22 protein-coding genes and 2 tRNA genes are annotated in these 25,474 nt (G+C 46.8%); 15 read left to right on the top strand and 9 right to left on the bottom strand.

Annotated features, from left to right (window positions below):
* Positions 1 to 26: 26 nt before the first annotated feature.
* The 5 genes from BIW15_RS14880 (at position 27) to BIW15_RS14860 (ending at position 5,294) form a co-directional block, all read left to right on the top strand.
* A complete protein-coding gene (locus BIW15_RS14880; protein ID WP_077281226.1) occupies positions 27 to 1,001 on the top strand; it encodes an ornithine cyclodeaminase family protein in 975 nt (324 codons plus the stop codon).
* Between the two features lie 56 nt (positions 1,002 to 1,057).
* The gene (locus tag BIW15_RS14875) at positions 1,058 to 1,972 is read left to right on the top strand and encodes a dihydrodipicolinate synthase family protein (RefSeq protein WP_005454899.1); all 915 of its coding nucleotides are present in this window, start codon (positions 1,058 to 1,060) and stop codon (positions 1,970 to 1,972) included.
* Between the two features lie 72 nt (positions 1,973 to 2,044).
* Positions 2,045 to 3,166 (top strand): ABC transporter ATP-binding protein, encoded by a 1,122-nt coding sequence (locus BIW15_RS14870; RefSeq protein WP_077281225.1) that lies wholly within the window; start codon positions 2,045 to 2,047, stop codon positions 3,164 to 3,166.
* The gene (locus tag BIW15_RS14865; RefSeq protein WP_077281224.1) at positions 3,163 to 4,443 is read left to right on the top strand and encodes an ABC transporter permease; all 1,281 of its coding nucleotides are present in this window, start codon (positions 3,163 to 3,165) and stop codon (positions 4,441 to 4,443) included. Before BIW15_RS14870 ends, BIW15_RS14865 begins: the two co-directional genes overlap by 4 nt.
* Before the next feature lie 2 nt (positions 4,444 to 4,445).
* The gene (locus BIW15_RS14860) at positions 4,446 to 5,294 is read left to right on the top strand and encodes an ABC transporter permease (RefSeq protein WP_005455010.1); all 849 of its coding nucleotides are present in this window, start codon (positions 4,446 to 4,448) and stop codon (positions 5,292 to 5,294) included.
* A 109-nt stretch (positions 5,295 to 5,403) separates the two neighbouring features.
* Here the strand turns inward: BIW15_RS14860 and BIW15_RS14855 are convergent, their stop codons facing one another.
* Complete coding sequence (locus tag BIW15_RS14855) at positions 5,404 to 5,844, bottom strand: hypothetical protein (protein WP_025547428.1); 441 nt, start codon at positions 5,842 to 5,844, stop codon at positions 5,404 to 5,406.
* 307 nt (positions 5,845 to 6,151) lie between these two features.
* Here BIW15_RS14855 and BIW15_RS14845 point away from each other — a divergent pair, with 307 nt between their 5' ends.
* On the top strand, positions 6,152 to 8,596 hold the full coding sequence (locus BIW15_RS14845) for a collagenase (RefSeq protein ID WP_077281222.1): 2,445 nt from the start codon (positions 6,152 to 6,154) through the stop codon (positions 8,594 to 8,596).
* 250 nt (positions 8,597 to 8,846) lie between these two features.
* On the opposite strand, the gene BIW15_RS14835 is transcribed toward BIW15_RS14845, so the two are convergent.
* The 7 genes from BIW15_RS14835 to BIW15_RS14805 all read right to left on the bottom strand — a co-directional run bounded on the left by BIW15_RS14835 (position 8,847) and on the right by BIW15_RS14805 (position 17,650).
* Positions 8,847 to 10,643, bottom strand: coding sequence for an aminopeptidase P family protein (locus BIW15_RS14835; RefSeq protein ID WP_005454994.1), 1,797 nt, complete (start codon positions 10,641 to 10,643; stop codon positions 8,847 to 8,849).
* Positions 10,644 to 10,652: 9 nt separating this feature from the next.
* Entirely contained in the window at positions 10,653 to 11,633 is a 981-nt protein-coding gene (locus BIW15_RS14830; protein ID WP_005454798.1) for an ABC transporter ATP-binding protein, read from the bottom strand.
* A gap of 9 nt (positions 11,634 to 11,642) precedes the next feature.
* The gene (locus BIW15_RS14825; RefSeq protein ID WP_023623929.1) at positions 11,643 to 12,626 is read right to left on the bottom strand and encodes an ABC transporter ATP-binding protein; all 984 of its coding nucleotides are present in this window, start codon (positions 12,624 to 12,626) and stop codon (positions 11,643 to 11,645) included.
* A gap of 10 nt (positions 12,627 to 12,636) precedes the next feature.
* The gene (locus BIW15_RS14820; RefSeq protein ID WP_077281220.1) at positions 12,637 to 13,569 is read right to left on the bottom strand and encodes an ABC transporter permease subunit; all 933 of its coding nucleotides are present in this window, start codon (positions 13,567 to 13,569) and stop codon (positions 12,637 to 12,639) included.
* Positions 13,570 to 13,578: 9 nt separating this feature from the next.
* Positions 13,579 to 14,499 carry an oligopeptide ABC transporter permease OppB gene (gene oppB / locus BIW15_RS14815; protein ID WP_005454907.1) on the bottom strand — a complete coding sequence of 307 codons (921 nt, stop codon included), beginning with the start codon at positions 14,497 to 14,499 and terminating at the stop codon, positions 13,579 to 13,581.
* Positions 14,500 to 14,665: 166 nt separating this feature from the next.
* A complete protein-coding gene (locus BIW15_RS14810; protein WP_017448600.1) occupies positions 14,666 to 16,276 on the bottom strand; it encodes a peptide ABC transporter substrate-binding protein in 1,611 nt (536 codons plus the stop codon).
* A gap of 267 nt (positions 16,277 to 16,543) precedes the next feature.
* Positions 16,544 to 17,650 carry a M20/M25/M40 family metallo-hydrolase gene (locus tag BIW15_RS14805; protein ID WP_077281219.1) on the bottom strand — a complete coding sequence of 369 codons (1,107 nt, stop codon included), beginning with the start codon at positions 17,648 to 17,650 and terminating at the stop codon, positions 16,544 to 16,546.
* Positions 17,651 to 17,654: 4 nt separating this feature from the next.
* Here BIW15_RS14805 and BIW15_RS14800 point away from each other — a divergent pair, with 4 nt between their 5' ends.
* The 9 genes from BIW15_RS14800 to BIW15_RS14760 all read left to right on the top strand — a co-directional run bounded on the left by BIW15_RS14800 (position 17,655) and on the right by BIW15_RS14760 (position 24,067).
* Positions 17,655 to 17,861: a hypothetical protein gene (locus tag BIW15_RS14800; RefSeq protein WP_005495440.1), complete on the top strand. Its 207-nt coding sequence runs from the start codon at positions 17,655 to 17,657 to the stop codon at positions 17,859 to 17,861.
* A gap of 604 nt (positions 17,862 to 18,465) precedes the next feature.
* Positions 18,466 to 19,539, top strand: a complete 1,074-nt coding sequence (gene hppD / locus BIW15_RS14795; protein ID WP_017448597.1) for a 4-hydroxyphenylpyruvate dioxygenase — start codon at positions 18,466 to 18,468, stop codon at positions 19,537 to 19,539.
* Positions 19,532 to 20,662, top strand: a complete 1,131-nt coding sequence (locus BIW15_RS14790; protein WP_025542616.1) for a homogentisate 1,2-dioxygenase — start codon at positions 19,532 to 19,534, stop codon at positions 20,660 to 20,662. Before hppD ends, BIW15_RS14790 begins: the two co-directional genes overlap by 8 nt.
* Before the next feature lie 9 nt (positions 20,663 to 20,671).
* Positions 20,672 to 21,709, top strand: coding sequence for a fumarylacetoacetate hydrolase family protein (locus BIW15_RS14785; protein ID WP_077281218.1), 1,038 nt, complete (start codon positions 20,672 to 20,674; stop codon positions 21,707 to 21,709).
* A 21-nt stretch (positions 21,710 to 21,730) separates the two neighbouring features.
* The gene (gene maiA, locus BIW15_RS14780; protein WP_021454019.1) at positions 21,731 to 22,399 is read left to right on the top strand and encodes a maleylacetoacetate isomerase; all 669 of its coding nucleotides are present in this window, start codon (positions 21,731 to 21,733) and stop codon (positions 22,397 to 22,399) included.
* 186 nt (positions 22,400 to 22,585) lie between these two features.
* Positions 22,586 to 23,245 carry a DUF2726 domain-containing protein gene (locus BIW15_RS14775; RefSeq protein WP_015296638.1) on the top strand — a complete coding sequence of 220 codons (660 nt, stop codon included), beginning with the start codon at positions 22,586 to 22,588 and terminating at the stop codon, positions 23,243 to 23,245.
* Between the two features lie 118 nt (positions 23,246 to 23,363).
* Positions 23,364 to 23,702, top strand: coding sequence for a hypothetical protein (locus tag BIW15_RS14770; RefSeq protein WP_025606517.1), 339 nt, complete (start codon positions 23,364 to 23,366; stop codon positions 23,700 to 23,702).
* Positions 23,703 to 23,881: 179 nt separating this feature from the next.
* Positions 23,882 to 23,958 (top strand) — tRNA-Val (locus BIW15_RS14765).
* 32 nt (positions 23,959 to 23,990) lie between these two features.
* Positions 23,991 to 24,067: transfer RNA gene (locus BIW15_RS14760), tRNA-Val, on the top strand.
* A gap of 198 nt (positions 24,068 to 24,265) precedes the next feature.
* Here BIW15_RS14760 and BIW15_RS14755 read toward each other — a convergent pair.
* Complete coding sequence (locus BIW15_RS14755) at positions 24,266 to 25,471, bottom strand: tyrosine-type recombinase/integrase (RefSeq protein ID WP_025542383.1); 1,206 nt, start codon at positions 25,469 to 25,471, stop codon at positions 24,266 to 24,268.
* Between the last annotated feature and the right edge of the window lie 3 nt (positions 25,472 to 25,474).

Raw genomic sequence — 25,474 nt, 5'->3', positions numbered from 1 at the left:
CTCAACGTACCTATTTTGGAGAAGTGATGAAAGTCATCGATGCACAGCAAGTCGCGCAAAGTTTGAGTATGCACTCTTTGATTGAAACCATGCGAGACATCTATGCGCAGCCTGCCACGATTCCGCAGCGCAGAGTGATGTCATTAGAAGAGGGAAAGTATGAAGCTTTTGCTTTACTGCCCGCATGGAACCAAGAACTGATTGCCGTTAAGGCATTTACTTACTTTCCTGAGAATCCTCTGCAAGGCAAAGATACTTTGGCATCTAAGTTGTTGGTCTTCAAACGCGGAGATGGTGAACCCATCGCGCTGGTGGACGGTAAAGTCTTAACTTTTTGGCGTACAGCTGCCGCATCTGCTTTAGCCGCCGATTACTTAGCGCGCAAAAATGCCTCCCGCTTGTTGATTTGTGGTACTGGCAACTTAGCCCCTTATTTTGCGTGGGCTTACGCAGCGATTCGGCCACTCAAACAGGTTTATGTTTGGGGACGAAACCCAGAAAAGGCTGCCGCAACGGTGGATCAGGTTCTGTCTTCCTCTGAATATCAATCACTGCCAGAAGCGCGCCAGTTCTCTGTGTCTGTGGTCGAAAACGTTGAGCAAGTGATTGATCAAGTCGACATCATCAGTTGCATTACTGCGTCTGCTCAGCCTTTGTTTAATGGCTCTGATGTGCAGTCAGGAGCACACATTGATCTGGTCGGTAATCACGACTTAGACAAGCGTGAATGCGATTCTGTCTCGGTGCAAAGAGCGAATGTGTATGTCGACAGTCGCATTAATGTGTTGGCGGAAGCGGGAGATTTGCTGATCCCAATTCAAGAGGGGGTATTCACACCTGAAGACATTTATGGGGAGTTGCCTGAGCTTTGCGCTCAGCAAGTGCAAGGGCGTCAAAGTGACGAGGTGATTACCTTATATAAATCGGTTGGCAGTGCCTTGGCTGATTTAGCCGCAGTAAAAGCGGTGTTGTTAAAACATGGCGTTGAAAGCCAAATTTGAGCATTTTCGCTCGTCTTTATAAATTGCATACAATATACATAAAGGAAAGGAAGTTCATGAAAGTAGATTGGAAAGGTGTTTATCCGGCGGTCAGTACGCAGTTTCGTCAAGATCAGTCCATTGACCTAGACGCAACACAAACCGTTATCGATAACCAAATTAAAGATGGTGTGAACGGTATTATTTGCCTTGGTACGGTAGGTGAGAACTGCGCGCTATATCCGGAAGAAAAGCGTCAGGTGCTACAAGCTGCCAAAGAAGTGGTTAATGGTCGTGTTCCTCTTATTGCTGGTACGGCAGAGTCAATTACCACAGCGGCTATCGATTACATGCAAGACGCGCACAAAATTGGTATCGACGGGTGTATGGTGATGCCTGCGATGGTCTACCGCACGTCTGAAAGCGAAACATATGATTACTACCGCACGCTGGCAGAAGCGACACCAGAGATGCCTATCATGATTTACAACAACCCTGTTGCGTACGGCGTCGATGTAAATCTCGATATCATGGCGAAGCTGGCTGAGTTTGACAGCATTGTTGCAATCAAAGAGTCGACTACCGACACGCGTCGTATCACTGAGCTTTACAACAAGTTCGATGATCGTTTTACCGTGTTCAGCGGTGTTGATGATATTGCGCTTGAGTCGCTGATGTTAGGAGCGACAGGCTGGATTTCTGGCTTAACCAATGCGTTCCCAGAAGAATCCGTTGCAATTTACAAGCTGGCGAGCCAAGGCCGTTATGCAGAAGCGTTAGAGATTTACCGTTGGTTCTTACCGCTGCTGCGTCTCGACACCATTCCTACGCTGGTTCAATGCATTAAGCTTGCTGAACAAGTGTGTGGCCGTGGTTCAGAGCAAGTTCGTGCACCGCGCCAACTGCTTAAAGGTGAGGAGCGTCAACAAGTGATCCAGATGGTGGAGCACGCGCTTGCTACCCGCTTAGACCTATCAAAATACAATCTGTAATTGAGCTAGTGAGTAGGGCGCTTTGTGGCGCTCTACTTATTTTCGCTATACAAAAATGAACGGAGGGATGCCATGAGCACAGCAAACAAGGATTATGTGAGCTTTCAACATGTTAAGAAAACCTACGACGGTGCAAACTTGGTGGTTAAAGACTTCAACTTAGACATCGCACCCGGAGAGTTTGTCACCATGTTGGGGCCTTCTGGATCAGGCAAAACAACGTGTCTGATGATGCTGGCGGGTTTTGAAACGGCAACAGGCGGAGAGATTTACATTGATAGCGTTCCGGTAAACAATCTCGCGCCACATAAACGCGACATCGGAATGGTATTTCAAAACTACGCGCTGTTTCCTCACATGACGATTGCGGAGAACCTCGCTTTTCCTCTAAAAGTGCGCAAGCTCGATAATCAAACCATTCAAAATAAAGTACAGAGCGCACTGGACATGGTCGAGTTGGGGCACGTTGCTAGTCGTTATCCAAAGCAGTTATCTGGCGGGCAGCAACAACGTGTCGCGTTAGCGAGGGCGCTTGTGTTTGAACCGAAACTCGTCCTGATGGATGAGCCTTTGGGCGCGTTGGACAAACAACTTCGTGAGCAAATGCAGATGGAGATTAAACACCTGCACGAAAAGCTCGGTATTACGATTTTGTATGTCACGCATGACCAAGATGAAGCGCTCACTATGTCTGACCGAATCGCAGTTTTTAATCAAGGCGAAGTGCAGCAACTTGCCCCGCCAACGGAGCTGTATGAATCTCCGAGTAACGCGTTCGTCGCTCAGTTTATTGGTGAAAATAATCAGCTTTCGGGTGTGGTAAAAGAGTGGCAATCAGAGCGATGCCAAGTCCAGGTCGGCCCCGCTCACTTCGTTGCCAAACCGGTTCGAGTGACCCAAAACGGCGAGCGCACCACCTTGTCTATTCGACCAGAGAAAATTTCCATCCAGCCTGATGACGAATCGTGTGATAACCAAATTGAAGGCGTGCTGCGTGAGTTAATTTATCACGGTGATCATTATCGGTTAGTGGTCGACGTTGAACTGGTTGGTCAGTTTGTCGTGAAAGTGCCGAACGACAACCGAACGCATCTGAACCTTATTCCGGGAACGGTTTGTCGAATTGGGTGGCAAAGTACAGATTGCCATGCGCTAGATGCGATTCAACCGGAAACCGAGGAGGTGGCGGCATGAGTCGAGAGCTAACCTCGTTAGATTCGGTACTGGAAATCGAACGACATGTGAATCACCAACAGAGCGATCTCAGAGCCCAACTACAAAAAGCGGAGCGCAATAAAAACCTACGCTCAATCATGCTGACGTTGCCGTTGGTATGCTTTATTTTGCTCACATTTGCGTTTCCTATTTTAGAAATGCTTTATCGCAGTGTCGACAACCGAGATATTCCGCAGGCCTTGCCGAAAACAATCCAAGCGTTAGCGCATTGGGATTATCAAGGATTGCCAGATTCCGAAGTGGTAGAGGTATTTTCGGTTGAGCTGCTGGCACTGTATGAGACCAAAGCCCTGCCTAAAATCGCCAATCGCATGAACATAGAAGTCTCTGGCATGCGCAGTTTGATGATGAAAACTGGACGAAAATTGTCTCGTTTAGAAGTGCTTCCTACGTCAATAAAAGAACTGAGTAGGCTCGATAAACGCTGGACGGATGCAAAACATTGGGTTGCTTTTAAGAACCTGAGCGGTGCGATAACCGTCAACCATTACCTTGCGGCATTGGATATGCAGGTGAACGAAATGGGCGAGATTGAAGCGCAACCAGAAAAACGGCAGATCTACGTTGACCTTTTCTTTAAAACCTTTTGGATGTCGATCTTAATTACCGTGATTTGTTTGTTGATGGCTTATCCCGTGGCGTATCTGTTAGCAAACTTGCCAGACAAACGCGCCAACTTGCTGTTGATTGTGGTGCTACTGCCTTTTTGGACGTCACTATTGGTCCGTACGACCTCTTGGATTGTGTTGTTGCAAAATCAGGGGGTGATTAATGATTTACTGATTTGGTCTGGTTTAACGTCTGAGCGAATTCAGATGATACACAATACCTTTGGTACGGTTGTTTCTATGGTACACATCTTATTGCCTTTTATGCTTCTGCCGCTCTACAGTGTAATGAAAGGCATCAGTCCAACGTATTTCCGCGCCGCTCGTTCCTTAGGGGCGTCCCCTCTTGTTGCATTCGTCAAAGTCTACATGCCGCTTACTTTACCGGGTATTGGCGCTGGAGCGTTGCTCACGTTCATTCTTTCGATTGGTTTTTACATTACGCCGGCACTCGTGGGAGGAAGGAGTGGGCAAATGATCTCCAATATGATTGCGTACCACATGCAAACCTCGCTCAACTGGGGAATGGCGGGGGCGTTAGGTGGGCTGCTTTTGTTTGTCGTGCTCGCGCTGTTTTATGTGTTTAACCGTGTGGTTGGCATAAATAACATTAAGGTAGGAGGATAACCATGGCACTACCAAACTACGCTTCAAAAAGTGAGAGAATGGCTTACGCAGGCTACTTGGTATTTTGTGGACTGGTGCTGTTCTTTCTCATTGCGCCTATTCTGACAATCATCCCCTTGTCGTTTAATGCCACCCCTTATTTTACGTTTACAGAAGGTATGCTGAACTTGGACGCAGACGCCTATTCTGTACGCTGGTATCAAGAAATGTTCACCAATGAGCAGTGGTTATTGGCACTCAAAAACAGCACGTTTATTGCGCTCATGGCTACCTTGATCGCGACGGGTTTGGGTACGTTAGCTGCATTGGGACTAGCCAACAGCAATTTGCCGTTTAGAAATGCCATTATGGCGTTGCTGATCTCTCCAATGATTGTGCCTGTGATTATTTCTGCCGCTGCGATGTATTTTTTCTACACTCGGTTGGGTTTATCTCAGACTTATTTTGGCATTATCTTAGCGCATGCCGCGCTAGGTACGCCTTTTGTCGTGATCACAGTGAGCGCGACGCTGAGTGGTTTTGATCAAAGCCTCGTCAAAGCGGCGGCCAGTTTGGGCGCAAATCCGGTTTATACCTTTAGGCACGTGACTTTTCCGTTGATCCGTCCCGGCATGATTTCCGGTGGATTGTTTGCGTTTGGCACGTCGTTTGATGAAGTGGTCGTGGCGTTGTTTTTAACAGGCGCAGAACAAAAAACCGTCCCAAGGCAGATGTGGTCAGGGATCCGAGAACAAATCAGCCCGACAATTTTGGCTGTTGCAACCTTGCTGATTTTTATGTCCGTGTGTTTGCTCGTGACGTTGGAGATCTTACGCAGACGCAATGTCCGTATTCGTGGGATTCAAGAATAAATAAGCCTTTTTCGGTTGCTCAGAGCTTTCTCGTCCAGGAATTACTCACCCTTTGACCGAACGCGCCTCCTTGTGGGCGCTTTTTTACGTCTGCGGCTCGATAGGGGGGCTATTTGATTTGTTGAATTTCTATTCCCGCTTGCTCAAAACGGGCGAATACAGGCTTGTGATGCTGCTGATACCAACTCGCTGGCATGTTGGGTTTAAGTTGTAGCTTCTCCTGTTTGCTGATCACCACATAGTGCAAAAACGCGTTAAGCGTAGCCGTCATTACATCAAACGTCATCTCTCCATCTTTGCTGATGGCTTTGAGCAAACCAACCACGGTTTCTTCAGGAATTAAAGGCTCAATCACCGCCTGTTTACGAGTTTTAAGGCAGATAGAGGCTGGCAACGAATCACGGGCTGTTTCCCAACAAACCTTGTTGTTTTTATTTACTAAATTGTTTTTATAGCAGTAGTAACTGAATAAAAAACGGGACACGTTTTGCCAGCGTTGCGTTTGGATTTCTAACCACAGGTGCTGAAGTTCGATATCGGCATCGGTCATAGATTTCATTCTAAATATGTTGGGAGAGCGACAGTGTAGCTTGGTTTTTTCATAACGCCAAAATCCTTCGTTGTAGCGTCTTTAAGTGCTAGTTCATCAAAGTCTATTGAGCAAATCGATTTTAATAAAGTTCGTAGTGTGGCGAATTGGGTACTAAAAAGTGATACCGCTAAATTTGTTTGTTAATGAATTGTTTATTTTAAAGCTCAATCAGATTTATATGAGGGTGCTCTTCGTTGTGAAAAGAGCACGAAGTGATGTCACGTGGTATCGGCATTTAAGGAACACATTATATAGAAGAACAAAGATGGAACTGAAAACCCTCAGCGTCGCGATTGCGGCAACCCTGAGCAGCACTGCTGCGTTCGCAATGAGCGAGCCAGTAGCGCAAGTCACAGAGAAAGTTGAACATCATCAGCACGAACATGGTGTAGAAACGGCGCAGCCTGAGTATGCACCGACAGAATTGTTACCACAGCTACCGAAACAGACCTTACGTACGCGGGCAACCCAATCGGTTGAAGCGGCAAGCGTGGTTTGTGACGTAGAATTGTTCACAACCACCAACAGCAACGACTTGATCAGCGCGATAAAAACTCAAGGTGCAAGTTGCATCAACGAGCTGTTCTCTGCTCAAAGCCGAGTGCAAGAAGCGGCGTTTGATTCTGACCACATGTACAACGTGGCAAAGCATACGGTGACTTTGGCGAAAGCCTATACTGGTGGCGGTAGTGATGAGCTTGAAGCCTTGTACTTGTATTTGCGCGCTGGCTATTACGCCGAGTTTTACAACAACAATATCTCGTTTGTTGCTTGGGTCACGCCCGCAGTGCAAGAGGCGGTAGACGCGTTTGTAAACAACGCTAATTTTTACGAAAACAGCGACCCGCACGGCAAGGTATTAAGTGAAGTGATCATCACGATGGACAGTGCGGGGCTGCAACACGCTTATTTACCGCAAGTGACGGAGTGGCTGACGCGCTGGAATGACCAATACGCTCAAAACTGGTACATGCGCAACGCGGTGAATGGGGTGTTCACCATCTTATTTGGTGGTCAGTGGAACGACCAATATTTGCAAACCATCGGTAACCAAACCGAACTTGCAAAAGCATTGGGTGACTTTGCGTTGAGAGAGTCCTCGATAGGAGCGAGTGACGAGTTCATGGTGGCAAATGCGGGTCGCGAATTGGGGCGTCTGACCAAATATTCGGGCAGTGCCGCCACAACGGTGAGTAGCAAATTAAAAGATATTTTTGCTCGCTACGAGATGTACGGAAAAGGCGATGCCGTTTGGCTTGCTGCTGCGGATACGGTCTCGTACTACGCCGAATGCAGCGAGTACGGAATTTGTGATTTCGAAACCAAGCTCAAAGGTTTGGTGTTATCGCAAACCTACACTTGTAGCTCAACCATCCGTATTCTGTCGCAAAACATGACGCAAGAGCAGCATGTGGCCGCTTGTAGCAAAATGGGTTACGAAGAAGGGTATTTTCATCAATCTTTGGAAACAGGCGAGCAGCCAGTCGCTGATGATCATAATACACAGCTTCAAGTGAATATTTTTGATTCCAGCGATGACTACGGCAAATATGCGGGGCCAATCTTTGATATCAGTACCAACAACGGCGGCATGTACCTTGAGGGTGACCCGTCCAAGCCGGGCAATATTCCTAACTTTGTCGCTTATGAAGCGTCTTATGCGAACCCTGACCATTTTGTTTGGAACTTAGAACATGAATACGTGCATTACCTAGATGGCCGATTCGACCTTTATGGCGGTTTTGGTCATCCAACTGAAAAGGTAGTGTGGTGGAGTGAAGGCATTGCAGAATACATCGCAAACGAAAAAGACAATCAAGCGGCGTTAGATACGATTCGAGACGGCTCAACTTACACCTTGAGCGAGGTTTTTGAAACCACATATGATGGCTTTGATGTTGACCGAATTTATCGCTGGGGCTATCTGGCCGTTCGATTTATGTTCGAGCGACATAAAGATGATGTAAACCAAATGCTGGTGGAAACACGCCAAGGTAATTGGAGCAATTACAAGGCGACCATCAATCAATGGGCAAACCTATACCAGAGCGAGTTTGAACAGTGGCAACAGTCATTGGTTTCAGGTGGCGCTCCTAATGCAGTAATAACCGCAAACAATGAGGGAAAAGTCGGTGAAAGCATTACATTCAACAGTGAGAACAGTACGGATACAGACGGGCAAATCGTCAGTGTGTTGTGGGACTTCGGTGATGGCACGATCAGCACACAAACCCAGCCGACGCACCAATATGGGAGTGAAGGTCAGTACACGGTCAGTTTAACAGTGACAGATAATGACGGTTTGACAGCTATCGCGACCCACAATGTGACGGTTTCGGCGACTGGCGGTAGTAGTACGCTTCCGCAAGATTGCGCGGTACAAAGCAAAGTGAGTGGTGGTCGTTTAAATGCTGGAGAGCCTGTCTGTTTGTCAAATCAGCAAACCATTTGGCTGAGTGTGCCGGCAGTTAATGAACATGCGAATATTGCTATCTCAACTGGCAATGGCACGGGTGACCTCAAAATTGAATACAGCAACCTAGGCTGGCCAGATGGTTCAAACCTACATGGTTGGTCAGACAATGCTGGTAACAAAGAGTGCATAACCGTTTCAAGCCAAGCCAATTATTGGGGCTATATCAAAGTCTCTGGCAGTTTTGAAAATGCCGCGATTGTTGTAGATTTTGACGCGGAAGCTTGCCGAGAGTAACGCATTTTTACACAAATAAACGCCCTGTCATATTGGCAGGGCGTTTTTGTATCTGGTCATCGGCGGAGCGTATGTAGTGCTTTCTGTGACGACTAATGAGCGTTAATCGTTGGCATTTATTTGTGCAAAGAAAAGCTTTCAGCAACAAGAAGAGGTGCGCACATAGGCGGATAAAAAAAGCCAGCCCGAAGGCTGGCAATCAAACAGGGAGTTTGAAATGAAAATGAAATCGGGAGATAGGGCAGTTTGTCTAAAGTTCTACAAACTGAGTTGCGCGCTGAAGCCAAGCTTTGTCGTGCTCATCAAGAGAAGGGCTGAGTGCTTGGTAGACGCGAGAATGGTATTGATTTAGCCAGTTAATTTCATCATGGCCTAGCAAAGAGACATCAAGCATGTTCGTGGCGATTGGTGCCAGCGTAATGGTCTCGAAGCCATAAAAAATACCGAACTCATTTTGCTCGACTTCAACCACTTTCATGATGTTTTCGATCCGAACACCGTATTCACCTTCACGGTAAATACCGGGCTCATTGGTGATCACCATGCCAGGTTTTAGCTCAACTTCGCGGTGGCTTTGCGAGAAGTTTTGTGGCCCTTCATGGACATTCAAACAAATACCCACACCATGTCCTGTACCGCATTTGTAATCAATACCATGTTGCCACAGCACACCTCGCGCCATGATGTCGAGATTGGCACCCGTAGAGCCTTTCATAAATCGAGTCTGAGTCAGTCGGATGACCGCTTTCAGCACTAACGTGTAGTCTTTGCGCTGTTTAATGGTCGGTGACCCGAAGTGGAAAGTACGGGTGATGTCTGTTGTGCCGCCAAGGTATTGACCGCCAGAATCTACAAGGAAGAAATTGCTTTCATTGACAACGGCATTGCTTTCTTCATCGGCGGCGTAATGCATTTTCGCGCCATGTGCGGCGAAGCCTGCAATCGTCCGGAAACTGTCGTTCACATAATGGCGAGTTTGACGGCGATAGTTTTTCAATTGAGCCTCGGCTGACAGCTCAGTAACAAGCCCGCTTGGGACTTGGTCTTCTAACCAGCTCATGAACTTCACGACAGCCACACCATCGTCCGTCAATGACTGTTCGAGATTGGCTAACTCGGTCTGATTTTTGATGGCTTTCATATCGGTGACCGGGCAAGGCATTGGCTTTAGTGAAAGGTTCTGCTCAATGGAGTTAACCAGCAAGCTGTCGGTATAAACTGGGCTAAAAGCAAGCGACAAGCCTTCACATTGCTGATTCAAATACTGGCTGACGTACTCGTAGTGACGAACGCTCACACCTTGCGTAGTCAGATTCTTCTCTATCTCGGCTGGTAACTTTTGTTTATCGATGAACGCCGTCGCGCGGTCTCGCTCGACAATAAGGTAGGATTCTGAAACCGGGCAGTAAAGCGTGTCACCGCCACGAATATTCAGTGTCCACATCACATCGTCAAGGGTTGAAACCAATAAACAGTCCGCATGGTTTTCATTGAGCCATTTACGAATATCTGCGAGTTTTTGTTTGGTTTCTACACCAGAAAACGCAACCGGATGGTCAAAAATTTCTGCGCTCGGTCTGCTCGGGCGGTCAGTCCAGATTGGCGTTATCAGATCGAGGTCGAGAACAATCTCGATGTTCTTTGGCTCAAGCGCTTGTTTAAGTTCTTGGTAAAATGCGTAGCTGATCGAGCGTCCATCCACGGCAATCGCGCTGTTTTCGTCGAGGGTATTCGCAAGCCATTTAGGAATGGTGGGGGTTTCCGGCTGACGCGCTTTGAAAAGGTCTAACCCTGTTCCATGTAATTGTTCTTCTGCTTGAATGTAGTAGCGACCATCTGTCCACAATCCACCGCCTTGTTGAGTTATGACGACATTACCAGCCGAGCCAGTAAAGCCAGAAATCCACGTGCGTCCAGCCCAATGGTCAGCGGAATACTCACTATTGTGGGGATCATTGTTTGTGACGATGTAGGCCGAAACCTTGTAGTTTGCCATTGCGTCGCGTAGCGATGAAAGGCGTTGGTTAACCGAGTTTGTTGTATTCATGAAAACGTCCTAAATCATGTTTGAACAGTAAATATGATGTTGCTCAGTGCCTGTTTTGACTGGGCTTTGCTGCCCACATAGTTCCGTAGCTTCTGGGCATCGGGTTCTAAAAACACAACCGCTGGGTGGGTTGAGCGGAGAAGGGAGGTCTCCGGGCAACAATTGGATGTCGCGGTTGCGTGCAAGTTGCGGATTGGCAATCGGTACCGCAGAAAGCAATGCTTTTGTGTAGGGATGCTGAGCATCGTCGAACACTTGGTCGTAGCGTCCCACTTCCATTGGTTTGCCAAGGTACATCACCATTACTCGGTCGCTGATATGACGCACAACGCTTAGGTCATGAGCGATCATCACCAGTGTCAGTCCCATTTCTTGTTTAAGGTCGTCGAGCAAATTAATGACCTGCGCTTGAATCGAGACATCCAATGCGCTGACGGGTTCATCACACACCACTAAGTCCGGATTGAGAATTAAGGCGCGCGCGATGCCAACACGTTGGCACTGACCGCCAGAAAACTCATGCGGATATCGGTTACGTTGGCTTGCCAACAGACCCACTTTGTCCATCATCGCAATGACGCGTTTTTCGACTTCGGCGCGTTTGAGTTGAGGTTGGTGTGTGAGTAACGGCTCTGCGATACATTCTGAAATCGTCAATCTCGGATTGAGGCTCGCCGATGGGTCTTGGAATATCATCTGAAATTCTTGGCGACGACGTGCTAACTTGTTTTTGCTGAAGCCACGCATGTCTTCACCTTTCCAAGTGAGCTTACCGTGCGTGGGTTCAACTAAGCGCAGCAGAGCACGCGCTAAGGTGGATTTTCCGCAGCCTGATTCGCCAACAATGCCGAGCGTTTCGCCTCGATAAACATCCAAATCGATGCCGTTGACGGCTTGTACGATCTTTCTTCGGCTCGGAATGAGGTGTCGCGAAACAGGAAAATGCACTTGCAGGTCGCGAGCGGACAATAACACTTCTTTCTGATTCATAACGTTTCCTTAAGCCGACTGGTGGATGAGTGAAATGCTGCTTTGGGCTTTGACATGGCAGGCGATGGATTGACGACCATTGAGCGGCATAAACTTCGGCGTTTCGGCTTGGCAGCGAGCGAGTCGGTAATCACAGCGATCTCTAAACGGGCAGCCTTGGTGGTTAATCAAGGCGCTCGGTGGATTGCCAGGGATGGTTGGCAAACGAGGCATGTCTTCGGTGATCGACGGAATTGCTCTCAGTAAGCCTTGGGTATAAGGGTGTGCGGGCTGAGCAAAGAGGGTGTCCGTATCCGCTTGTTCCATTTTTTGTCCACCGTACATCACCAACACGCGGTCACACATTTCGGCAACAACGCCCATGTCGTGCGTGATCAGCAATATCGCGGTATTGAACTCTTTTTGTAACTCACGTAACAGAGTCAAAATTTGGGCTTGTACGGTCACGTCCAATGCGGTGGTTGGCTCATCAGCGATGAGCAGCTCTGGTTTACACAGGAGCGCCATGGCAATCATCACACGTTGGCGCATGCCACCAGACAGCTCGTGCGGGTATTGATTCAGGCGAGTGTCCGGCGATGGGATTCGCACCGCATCTAACATGTGTATTGATTCCGCGATGGCTTGCTTGCGACTCATGCCTTTGTGCACCATCAACACTTCGCTTAGCTGTTTACCTATCTTCATAAATGGATTCAGAGAGGTCATGGGATCTTGGAAGATCATGCCGATTTTCTCGGCGCGAATACGGTTGAGCTGTTTCTTGGACATTGAGAGTAAGTTCTCGCCATGAAATAAGGCTTCACCGGAGACATTACCGTTGTCGGCGGTGAGCCCCATCAGCGCAAATACCGATTGGCTTTTACCAGAGCCTGATTCACCCACAATGCCGAGCGTTTCTCCTGCTTTAATAGAGTAGGAAAGGTTACTGACCGCTTGCACTTGTCCGTCTGGCGTATCGAAGCGCACGTTCATGTTTTCAATAGATAGCATGGAGTTGTCCTTATCGATCTTTTGGGTCAAGAGCGTCGCGTAAGCCATCGCCGATGAAGTTGAAACAGAATAGGGTTGTGACCAAGAACAGGGATGGAAAAAGCAGCATCCACAAGGCAACGTCAATGGTTTTTGCACCTTCGGAAATCAGTATTCCCCAACTGGTGTCTGGCGGTTGAACACCTAAGCCTAAAAAGCTTAAGAAGGATTCAAACATGATGAAACCGGGCACCATGAGCGATGAATAGACCATTACAATTCCCAATACGTTTGGCAGCACGTGACGACGAACGATGGTGAACTTTGACACGCCAATGGAATGTGCCGCTTCGATGAACTCGCGCTTTTTAATCCCGAAGGTCACGCCGCGTACCACGCGAGCGATTCCCAGCCATGACACCATGCCAATTACGATAAAAATCAGGTAGATGTTGTTGCCAAAGAGGGTGACGAAAAGGATGACCATGAACATAAATGGTACTGAATCCAACACTTCGATGATGCGCATCATCACGCTATCTACAACGCCGCCTAGGTAGCCTGAAATGCTGCCCCAAATCGTTCCGATAACGACGGCGACTAACGCGCCCACAAAGCCAACTAAAATTGAAAGGCGACCGCCTTGCATCGTGCGGGCAAACAGGTCTTGGCCGAGATCGTCGGTACCAAAGTAATGGCCGCTGCTAAGTGATGGCTTCCCTAGTTCGTATGGGTCGGCGAGTACGTCCCAATCAATCTCATCGTGTCCAAAGGCCGCAATCGAGGGGCCAAACGTGATGCACAAAGTGATGAGCGTGAGCACATAAACCGATGTCATCGCGGCGCGGTTTTTTCGAAAACGAGCCCAGGCGTCTTGCCACAAACTACGACCTTCCACCTCTTCGATATTGTCTCCGACTTGGTCTTGTAAGGATTGAGTATCCGGTTTCTTAATCGATAACATGTTTGACTCCTAAACTCGGATACGTGGGTCGATCACCGTGTACAACAAATCGACCACAAGATTAAAGAAGATGGTGAGTGAGGCGACAATTAAGGTGATGCCCATTACTAAGCCGTAGTCGCGATTCAGTGCACCAGAGACAAAGTGCTGGCCCATACCACCAGTGCCGAAAAAGATGTCGATGATGACAGAGCCCGTCACGACAGAGACAAACGCAGGCCCGAGCATAGCGACGACGGGGATCAATGACGGACGCAGTGCATGGTGGAACAAGATGTAGGCGGTCGATAATCCCTTCGCTTTTGCGGTGCGAATGTAAGGCTGATTGAGGGTTTCAATCATCGCGCCTCGCATGACACGCGCGATGCTAGCGACTGATCCAATGGCGAGACTTAATACCGGCAAAACAAGAAAAGCTAATTGCCCACCTTCCCAGCCACCAGCGGGGAGCCAACCAAGCTGAATCGCAAAAATGGTGACAAGCACGGGAGCCAAAACAAAAGCAGGAACAACCACGCCCGTCATCGAGAGTGTCATTAATCCGTAGTCCAAACGGCTATTGCGCTTTAATGCGGCAATAGTGCCGAGCAGCATCCCAAGTGGGACTGAGATGCAAAAAGAAAGCATCCCAAGCATTGCCGATACGGGCCAAGATTGGGCAACCAGTTGAGTGACAGAGAAGTCTTGGTAAACAAAGCTTGGGCCTAAATCACCCTGCACAAAGTTTGTAATGTAAATCCAAAACTGAACCAGAAACGGTTCATCAAGGTGGAATTTTGCTTCGATGTTGGCGCGCACGATTTCTGGCATTGGGCGTTCCATATCAAACGGGCCACCCGGCGCGATGTGCATCAACCAGAAAGAAACCAGCGCAATAAACAACAAGGTTGGAACGGCGATGGCTAGCCGTCTCAGAATGTACCAAATCATGATCCATCATCCTTTGGTAAAACGACGCCACATCCCGCCGCGTCGAATAAAAGGTGAAAAAAATTGGCCTGTGCTCATTACCGAGGAAAGAGAGGTTCGAGAAGGTATGCCATGTATTGGCAATGTAAGTGCTAGTTACCTTATCGACACAGGCCGAAACATGCCTTTAGTGGACTTTCACATAGACATTCTTGCGGTAGTACGAGGACTCGGGGTTAGTGCGCTCGTAGCCACCGACATAAGGCTTGATCAGGTATTGATCGTTGCCGGGACGGTAAACTGGAATTATCGCCATATCATCAATCAACATGCTTTCTGCTTGTAGATATAGGTCAGATGGGTCGCTCAGGGTCTTAGATTGCGACATCAACTCATCGTATTTCGGGTTGTGGTAACGTGAATCGTTGTACTCGCCATTTGAGACGAAGATATCTAACCAAGTCGATGCCTCGTTGTAGTCGGCTGTCCAACCGCCGCGCGTAATTTCTGTGGGTTCTTTCAAGGCATAGAAGACTTTAGGTTCCAACTGCTTAATGGTGACTTGTGCGCCTAAACGGCTCTTCCACATGCCCGCCATGGCTGTCGCCATTTTTACATCCATCGAGAAAGTCGGGACGGTAAACGTCAACTTAAGTGGGTTACTTTGGTTGTAGCCTGCCTCTGCTAACAAACGCTTTGCTTCGTCAATTCGTTGGATCTGGTCCCACTTTGAATATTCCGGTGTGTGCGATTGAAACCCATCGGTTTGCGGTGGTACTAGCGTGAACATCGGAATGCCACCATTTCTTAAAATCGAATCAGTCAGTAGATTGCGATCAATGGCGTAGGAGAGGGCTTGGCGAACTCGACGATCTTTGGTCGGCCCTTCTTGCGTATTTAGGTAGTAAAAAGTCGAACCTAGCGAAGCACTTGTATCAGCCACATCTTGAGGTAGTTTGCTTATTAGTTTCCTTTTTTGTGCGGCAGGAATCGACATGACCTGATCAATTTCGCCTGCTAGGTAGCGATTTAGCACGACATTCGCATCACCGATCGGCAGCCAAGTGATTTTATCTAAGACGACGTTGTTTGCATCCCAATAGTGCGGGTTTTTCTTCATTACCATCTTCTCGTTTACCTTCCACTCCGAAACGGTAAACGCGCCGTTGGTTACGATGTTCTCAGGTTGTGTCCAGTTACTGCCGTGTTCCTCTACCGTTGTTTGATGAACCGGAGCAAGAACGGGGTGGCTCAGGAGTTTTATGAAGAACGGAATTGGCTGCTCCAAAGTGACTTGGAAGGTTTTTTCATCCAACGCTTTCACGCCCAATGAATCAGGTTTTGCTTCGCCTTTCATAATGGCTTGCGAGTTTAGGATATTCGGTATGGCGGCAAACCAAGCGTAAGGTGATGCCGTGTTAGGGTCGAGCAATCGTTGCCAACTGTAGACAAAATCTTGAGCGGTCACTGCGTCGCCGTTTGACCATTTCGCATCGCGCAAGTGGAAAGTGTAAACCGTATTGTTGTCATTCACCGTCCAAGATTCTGCAATCCCAGGAATCGTTTTGCCTTGTTTGTCCTGAATGGTTAAGCCTTCAAACAAGTCTCGACCAAGGTTGAACGCAGGCTCCGCGGCTTGTTTTGCAGGATCGATAGAGGTGACTTCCGCCCCGTTGTTGAGCGTAATTTCTTGCGTCTCTGCAAGCGTCACGCCAGCCGGATACGGCACTGCGTAGCTCGGTGTAGCCAGTATCGGACTCATTATCGATGCTAGCAAAAGTAGTTTAGGTAATTTCATCCTTGTCTCACTCTATTCATCCTGAAAGGTGCTCAAAATGTATATTGTATAAATTGTCTGCACAATCGAGTTTTAACATGGTTGTAACAAGGTGCTAAAAGCCGGGCTGTTCGGTCTCAAAAAGTGAGCTAGTAGAATTTTTATCGCGGTTGATTGCCAAGTTGGCATTAAGGGAAGAATATTTATGGAGGGCAAAAATAAAAATCCCCTTCGCGCAGGGCGAGAAGGGGATGAAAGTCGGAAGTTAATCTAAATATTTGAGCGAGGCTACTTCACCAAAAAATGCTTAACGAACTCAGATATTTTTACCATATCGTCAACGGCGATGAACTCTTCCGTGGTGTGTACTTTAGCCATACCCGTAGATAGATTCACGGTTGTCAGACCTTTCTTGTTGAAGTTGTTCGCATCGCTGCCGCCGCCAGTGCCTTTCGTGAACGCTTCGATACCCATATCTGCAAACGCCGCTTTGATTGCGGTTACGTGCGCGTTGTCTTCTTCGATAACAAAGGCGTCGTACGCGCGGCTAGATTCGATTTCGACTTCTGCGCCATGTTTTTCGCATACCGACTCAAATGTTGAAATCATGTGGTTGACTTGGGCTTCTAGTTTCTCTCCATTTAGAGAGCGAGCTTCAGCAACGATTTTAAGCTCTGGCATCACAATGTTGGTTGCCTGACCACCGTTGACCATGCCGATGTTCGCTGTGGTTTCTTCGTCGATGCGAAGCAGTTTCATTTGGTTGATTGCGTCTGCCGCAACCATGATCGCACTGATGCCTTCTTCCGGTGCAAGACCTGCATGTGCAGGGCGGCCTTTGATGGTTGCGACGGTCTTTTGTTGGCCCGGAGCAGCCGTTACGATAGTTCCAATTGGGCCACCTGTGTCCAGTACGATCGCTTCTGTTGAGGTTACGTGAGACATATCGAAGTATTCAGAACCGAACAGGCCACCTTCTTCATGTACGGTGAACGCCAATTCGAGCGTTTTGTGTTCTAGGTTTTCAGCTTGGATGCAGCGCACTGCTTCCATGATGGCAGCGATGCCAGATTTGTCGTCACTGCCAAGAATGGTGTTGCCTTTCGAGCGGATGATACCGTCTTCGATGATCGGCTCGATACCAATGCCCGGCGTTACCGTATCCATGTGACAGCTCATTAGGATTGAGCCTTCTTTTTTCCCTTCTAAACGTGCGTACACGTTGAAGCCATTAGAAATGTGTTCTGGTACAGGAAGTTTGTGAACCGTAAAGCCTAGTTCGCCCAGTTGCTCAGCCAGCGTTTCTGCAATTTGTTTTTCATTCATAGATTCGCTGTCGATACGAACCAGTTGGCAGAAATGTTCAACTAGACGTTCTTGATTAATTTGTGTCATTTGGGTGTCTCTTTCTTTTGGGGTCGAGGGCGATACCGAGAAACGATGTGAATTCGAAATCAATGGCACGGACTCGAAAGGGAACAGAATCTCTCTTATTGCACAGCTTTATGTAGGTGAAGCTGCGTTGAATCAAAGAAAATCACTGCCTGACACGATTCTGACCGAGGATAATGCCAGAAGTGACGACGCAATCACGAAAGTGGTTTAGCAAGTGACAATTTGGTAATTGAGAGCGGAGACAGTAATGCACTATGGCTCGAAGCAAATATGTAACTGATGAAAGCAGTCAATAATTGCTGCAAGGTGCACTGTAAATAAGTAGGGTGTATTTGAAGCAAAATCACATTTGTGGATTAATGACGTCTCTGTTTACTCATATCCTCGCACTGCCAACTGGATAGGCCAAGTTCAATAAGAGCTTGGCCGCTTTTTACTTGCGCTTTGTTGTCTTGAAACTCTCGCTTGTTTCACTCTTTCCAACCTCTCTTTAAATGAAACCAAAGACTTATCTAAAGTCGCTAGGTGCCAATAAAAATCGCCATGGTAACAAGTTGTTTACATTTGGCAATGTGGCGTAAATCGAAAAATATCAACCTAATTGATTGAAATTCAATTTGATTTTGGTTTCTTTTTAACCGGGTACATTGATGGTCTTGCGGTGTAACATTAATTTTACATTTCTCCGTAAGACCCATCGAAATAGAGATTTCGGCTTATGTATTCCAATTTCTCTCTACCTGCGCCAAGTTAGAAAAATCAGTTCAAACAGCTCAGTGAGGCTGTAAACAAATTAGTGACGCAAGGAGAAAGTCATGGTGGACACATACAACCCATTAGGTACAGACGGATTTGAGTTTGTTGAATACACAGCTGCTGACAGCAAAGGCATTGAACAACTAAAAGCGTTATTTACATCGCTAGGTTTTGCTGAAATAGCCAAACATCGTTCGAAAGAAGCATGGTTGTATCGACAAGGTGACATCAGCTTTATCGTGAACGCCCAGCCTCATAGCCAGGCGGAAGAGTTTGCTAAAGTTCACGGCCCATCTGTATGTGGGATGGCGTTTCGTGTGAAAGACGCGACGGTTGCGCTTGAACATGCTATTCAAAACGGCGGCACAGAATACAAAACTGAAATTGGTCCGATGGAACTGAGTATCCCTGCCATTTACGGTATTGGTGAAAGCTTGCTTTATTTCGTTGATCGTTATGGCAAGCAGAGCATCTACGACGTCGATTTCCGTTTTTATGACGATGCAGACGATCGCTTAGCAAAATCAGACGTTGGCTTGTACGAGATAGACCATCTCACGCACAATGTTAAGCAAGGTAATATGGATGTGTGGTCTGGTTTTTATGAGCGCATCGGGAACTTCCGAGAAATTCGATACTTCGATATCGAAGGTAAACTGACTGGCCTTGTCAGCCGCGCAATGACGGCGCCGTGTGGCAAAATCCGCATTCCAATCAATGAATCCTCGGATGACAAATCGCAGATTGAAGAGTTTATCCGCGAATACAACGGGGAAGGCATTCAGCATATCGCACTGACAACGGATGACATCTATCAAACGGTGCAAACGTTACGTGACCGCGGTATGGACTTTATGCCAACGCCAGACACCTACTACGAGAAAGTCGATGAGCGCGTTGAAGGCCATACTGAGGATGTCAGCAAACTTCGTGATTTGCAGATCTTGATTGATGGCGCGCCAATGAAAGACGGAATCTTGCTGCAAATTTTTACTCAGACTGTTATTGGTCCTGTGTTCTTTGAAATCATTCAGCGCAAAGGCAATGAAGGCTTTGGTGAAGGTAACTTCAAAGCGCTATTTGAATCGATTGAAGAAGATCAAATTCGCCGAGGAGTACTAAGCGATGCATAAATGGATCACATTTCCGCATCGGGAGGGAGTGTGCTCTAAACAAGCACATGCGGATTTCCCGGATGAGGCAATTTATGAACGTGAAGCTGGCCGAAGTGGGTTCTTCGGCCCTGCGGCACATTTTCATCATCAACATGCGCCAACCGGTTGGTGTGAGTGGGAAGGTGACTTACGCCCACGCGCTTTTGACTTCACCTTAGTGGATAAAGCCAGTCAAATCTCTCCTTGGTCAGTACCGCACTTGCTGCACAACGCGAACTGTAAAATACGCGTATGGCGCATGGATGAAAAGATGGATTTCTTGGTAAGAAATGCTGATGGCGACGAGCTGCTGTTCATCCACCAAGGTACGGCAGATCTTTACTGTGACTATGGTCATATGAAAGTGAGCGAAGGGGATTACGTCATGATCCCGCGCTCAACGAGTTGGCGTTTAGAGCCGAGTGAACCCATGTTCATTCTTATGATTGAAAACACCGATGCAGCGTATTCCTTGCCTGAAAAGGGCATGGTAGGGAATCACGCGGTATTTGACCCTGCGGTGTTGGAAGTTCCATCTATCAATGATGAGTTTCGTGCGCAATATTCTGAAAACCGCACCGAGGTTCAGGTAAAACGCCACGATAAAGTCAGTGTGATTACCTATCCGTTTAATCCGTTAGATGCGATTGGTTGGCATGGCGACTTAGCGGTAGTGAAAGTGAATTGGCGTGATATTCGTCCACTTATGTCACATCGCTACCACTTGCCACCGTCGGCGCATACTACATTTGTAGGAGCGGGATTTGTGGTGTGCACGTTTGTTCCTCGTCCAATTGAGAGCGACCCGGGAGCACTTAAAGTACCGTTCTACCATAACAATGATGACTATGACGAAGTGTTGTTCTACCACGCAGGTGACTTCTTTAGTCGCGATAACATTGAAGCGGGTATGGTGACGTTTCATCCGGCAGGCTTTACTCATGGCCCACATCCTAAAGCGTTTAAAGCGGGTCGAGAATATAAGAAGAAGTTTACGGATGAGGTCGCAGTCATGATCGATACCCGTCATGCACTCCAGTTCTCGGATGAACTGGATAAAGTAGAAAACAAAGAATACGTCTATAGCTGGCAAGAGAAGTAAGGGGCAAGGATGAAATTAGCAACCAAGAAAAATGGCACTCGAGACGGTCTGTTGATGGTCGTGAGCAAAGACTTAACGCGCTGCGTGCCCGCAACAGAAGTTTTCCACCCGAGAAATCTAGCAACGACCATGCAAGTTGCACTTGATAATTGGGAAGCTGTTGCACCACAGTTGGAAGAAATTTACATCGCGCTGAACAATGGCACGGTCACTGGGTTTGAAGAGTTTGAGGCGCATTACTGTGAGTCTCCGTTACCTCGAGCTTATCAGTGGGCGGATGGCAGTGCTTATGTCAACCATGTCGAGTTGGTTCGTAAAGCGCGCGGCGCAGAAATGCCAGAGAGTTTTTGGACTGACCCATTGATGTATCAAGGTGGTTCAGATGCGTTTATTGGCCCTTGCGACAATATTGAGTTTGCCAGCGACGAATGGGGTATCGATTTTGAAGGCGAAGTTGCCGTTGTAACTGGCGATGTTCCGATGGGCGCAAGCATTGCTGAGGCGCAAGAGTCTATTCGTCTCATTATGTTGGTGAACGACGTCTCGCTGCGTGGTTTGATTCCTGCGGAGCTCGCAAAAGGGTTTGGTTTCTTCCAATCTAAACCGTCTTCGGCGTTTTCTCCTGTAGCGGTTACCCCTGATGAATTGGGCGATGCATGGTATGAAAACAAAGTTCATTTACCATTGGTTTCCACCTACAACCACAAGCCGTTTGGTCGCCCTAACGCTGGCGTTGATATGACTTTTGACTTTGCAGACTTAATCGTTCATGCCACAAAAACGCGCCCACTATCGGCTGGCGCAATCATCGGTTCTGGCACGGTGTCCAACAAGCAAGGCACTGACCATGGCACTTCGATTGAGGAAGGTGGCGTTGGTTATTCATGTATCGCGGAAGTCCGTATGATCGAAACCATTCGTGATGGCAAGCCAACGACAAACTTTATGTCGTTTGGTGATTCGATCAAACTTGAGATGTTTGATGTTGAAGGTAATACTATTTTTGGTGCTATTGATCAGCAAGTTAGTCAATACTTGAAACATTAAACAGCAAAATAGGGACAAGCCATGGGCGATGACATCATTCTTTATGGATATTGGCGATCTTCGGCGGCATATCGAGTGCGTATATGCTTGAATTTAAAGCAACTGGCGTATGATTCAGTGTCTGTTCACTTAGTTCGCAATGGCGGTGAACAGCACAATGAGCAATACCACGATCTTAACGCTTCAGAGCTGGTACCTGTGCTGGTGGATGGCGACTTACGCTTAAACCAGTCACTCGCGATCATTCAATATCTTGAAGAAAATTACCCAGATGTGTCGGTCATTCCTGAACAAACGCCATTACGTTATCAAGCGTTGGCGATGGCGCAGGACATCGCCATGGAAATTCATCCTTTAAACAATCTGCGTGTCTTGCAGTATCTGGAAGAAACACTAGGTTGTGAACAAGCGCAGAAAGAGGAGTGGATTCATCACTGGATCAAACAAGGCTTTGCTGCGTTAGAAGAGAAACTGGCCAAATATCGAGAAGAGCATGGAAACTGTAAATACAGTGTGACTGACTCACCATGCATCGTTGATATTTGCCTTGTGCCTCAAGTCTACAACGCGCAACGTTTTGGAGTTGATATGTCGCCTTATCCGGTTATCAACGCAATTGTAGATGCTTGCAACCAACTGCCAACTTTCATTGATGCCATGCCAGACAATCAACCAGACGCTAACGCTTAATGATTGTTAATCAGGCACAACGTACAAGAGCCAATCCCTAGAAAGATTGGCTTGTTTTTGCTTATCCTCCGCGAACTTTTCTTCATTGCTTATGTCATCGCACCTCAAAATTGATAGGTTTTGTTGCTCTGTATAGCATTTCCATTTACGCTTTGAGCAACTAGTTGTTTTGGGCGCACTTTATCTATGACCAACATCTTTATCATTGTTGTTCTTCTGGTTGTATTCTTCTTTATTATTCAAAAGTACGTGATTAAGCACGACGACACGCGTGACTATCCATATCGTGCGAAAGGTCCGTTACTAAGAGGGCAAGAAGGTGCTTTTTTCAACGCGCTAAGAGCCGCAGTTGGAGAGCATGCTGTCGTGTTTGCCAAGGTGAACATGTCTACTTTGGTTGCTCCGAAAGACATCAAGAATAAAAAGCAGTTTTTCGTGGCCAATAATCGCATCGCGCGCAGTTATTTCGACTACGTAATTTGTGACCCAAGAACGTTAGAACCGCGCGTAATTATCGAGTTTGATAACGGGCAGCAATTGAATAAAGGTAAGGTGGAGCGTCAGAAGTTGCTGATGCACGTATGTAAATCTGCCAACTTGCCTCTGATCGGAACTTCTGTAAAACACAGTTATCAAGTGGGGCGTTTACGCCGTTTGTTGGCGGCGCATATTGATTTGATCGAGCCTGAGAAAGAAGTGCGTTTTTGTAAGAAATGCGGCAGTCCGATGATCATCAAAACTGCCAGCCAAGGTGAATTTAAAGGACGACGATTTTTCACCTGCAGTCGTCAACCTAATTGTACTTATACTGAAAACTACAATGTGGTGTTTGAGTCTGACGACTAATACAACCACTCAAACGATAAACCTAAAGGCTTTGATTTGTGTAGATCAAAGCCTTTTTTGTATCGACCAATACGCCAAGACCTATACTTTGAGAAAGAAAGCGGAATAGGGAAGTCGTATGCGATATGGATGGATATTTGCACTGTTGCTGCTAGCTCCATACGTGCAAGGAATGCAGAGCTTAAAGCCGCTGGAGTGCAAACTGACGGAGACGCCACAAGACCACTTTTTGTTTTATCGTGAACAGATGGTTTATCACAGCGAGCAGTTTGTGATTTTCCAAAACTTTAAAGGAAGAGTAAGTACTCAAGTCGATGTTAAAACGGGTAAACTGATCCGCACTACCTACATTGGTGAGCCATTTGAGCCTAAATATCAAATTCTGTTTGGTTTTTGCCCTGATATTTCCCAGACATTACAAATTTGGATGTTAAGTGAAGTGCCTTACGACAATTGAACAAAATCGTAAAAGTTATATAGATCACACTTTTATCCCCAATAGACGAAGGGCTTGCCGATAAAATCATCTGAAAACGGGTGTTGAGTTTACATTTTCACCAAACGATTCAAAGTTGATGAATTTATGCTTGCACCCCTGATCGGATATAGCTAATATCCTTCTCGTTCCAGAGATATGCGTCCGTAGCTCAGCTGGTTAGAGTATCGCCTTGACATGGCGGGGGTCGGTGGTTCGAGTCCACTCGGACGCACCATTCTGAATTGAATGGTCAGGAATGAAAAATTTGGGTCCGTAGCTCAGTTGGTTAGAGTACTACCTTGACATGGTAGGGGTCGGCGATTCGAGTTCGCCCGGACCCACCAAATTTTAGAAGAAGCCCACCTTTCTGGTGGGCTTTTTTGTGTCTGTAACTTATTGATATTCAAGTGAAATTCCTTCTTTTGTCCTTTTTTCTCCCCTTGTTATTACTCTGCGTTAGTACTGAGTAAAGTTCGAGGGGGTGGTAAAAGGGTGGTAAAAAGGTGGTAAAATACAGTAGTTTGTACAGCGCTTGAAATGGGCTATATTGCGACGCTTATGGCTGGTACTTCATGCCATTCTACGTCGTGACTATCAGTGTAAATCTGAGTGGTTCTATCACTGGCATGTGCCATGCGTTGGCGAGGGTTTACACCCATTTCATCGATGAGTTTTGCCGATAGTCTCCGGATTTCATGGAAAGTAGGGCGCTTTGCTTTTTCTACGTTAGAGTACAAACCGAGTTCGTCGCGTACTTTGGAAAATGTTTCGCTGATCATGCGACTGGTTACTTGGTAACGGTGGTCACACTGCTTAGCTATATTATTGTTTCTTGCAGGTCTACGATGCACTACGTAAGGGCAATGTAGCTTATCTGTTTTAGATAGCTCTACAACTTCTTTAATAGCGCTTGTCACCGGAATAGCAACATAAGACGTTTTAGCATTCTTAACCTTTGCTCGGTGTATGTACAAGGTACCAAATACCATTTCTCCGTTCTCTGGTTTTGGAGTATCAAACCAGACAATTCCACACGTATCCGGTTTTGGTTTTGGTATCCGGTATTTTATTCTATGTAGTTCAGCTACTGCGTGAGTCGATTGAATCGATAACCCCATAGCTACTTTTAAAAATAGAGGGGCCTCTTTTTCAATTGCTTTGAATGCCTCTATATCTAAATCCAAGCGTTCTTTCTTATTATCCGAAGCATTTAGCCGTTTCGGTTTTTTGTTCAACATGAAGTTTTCACCAATTGCGGATTCATCTGCTAGATAGCTAAAGATCTTCTTTAATCGAGAAAGTTTCTTGTTATAAACCTCTTTGGATTTATCACCATAATATGTATTTAGAAAGTCGTTCATGGTTTCTAAGTTAATTGACTTGGAAAACTTGTCTCCTAAAAACTCATTAAGTCGAGCTATATCACTCGATACTTGTCTAAGGATTTCTGCTGACAGTTCTTCTTCGTTTTTAATTCTAACCATTACATGCTCAAGCCACTCATTCATCGGGCGGTTGAATTTGTCTTTTCTAGATCTAGGGGAAATTTGGAAGTGTTGTGCTGGTCTGTGCTCGTCATTGTATGCGTTAGCTGCTGCAATAATGTCATCTAAAGAAAACTCAGCTGGCATTAGCATTTTGGTACCATCGATAAGAGTAAAGCGATACCTTGTTTGGCCTTTTCGTTTTTCTACATACAAGTGTTTGGGAATGCGCTCACGACCAGTAGTTCGCTTGCGAGCATTCATAGG

The organism is Vibrio sp. SALL6 (assembly GCF_002002385.1).
GTDB lineage: Bacteria > Pseudomonadota > Gammaproteobacteria > Enterobacterales > Vibrionaceae > Vibrio > Vibrio parahaemolyticus.
The sequence above is the reverse complement of the archived record's forward strand: the minus strand, read 5'-3'. Positions and strand labels throughout refer to the sequence as shown.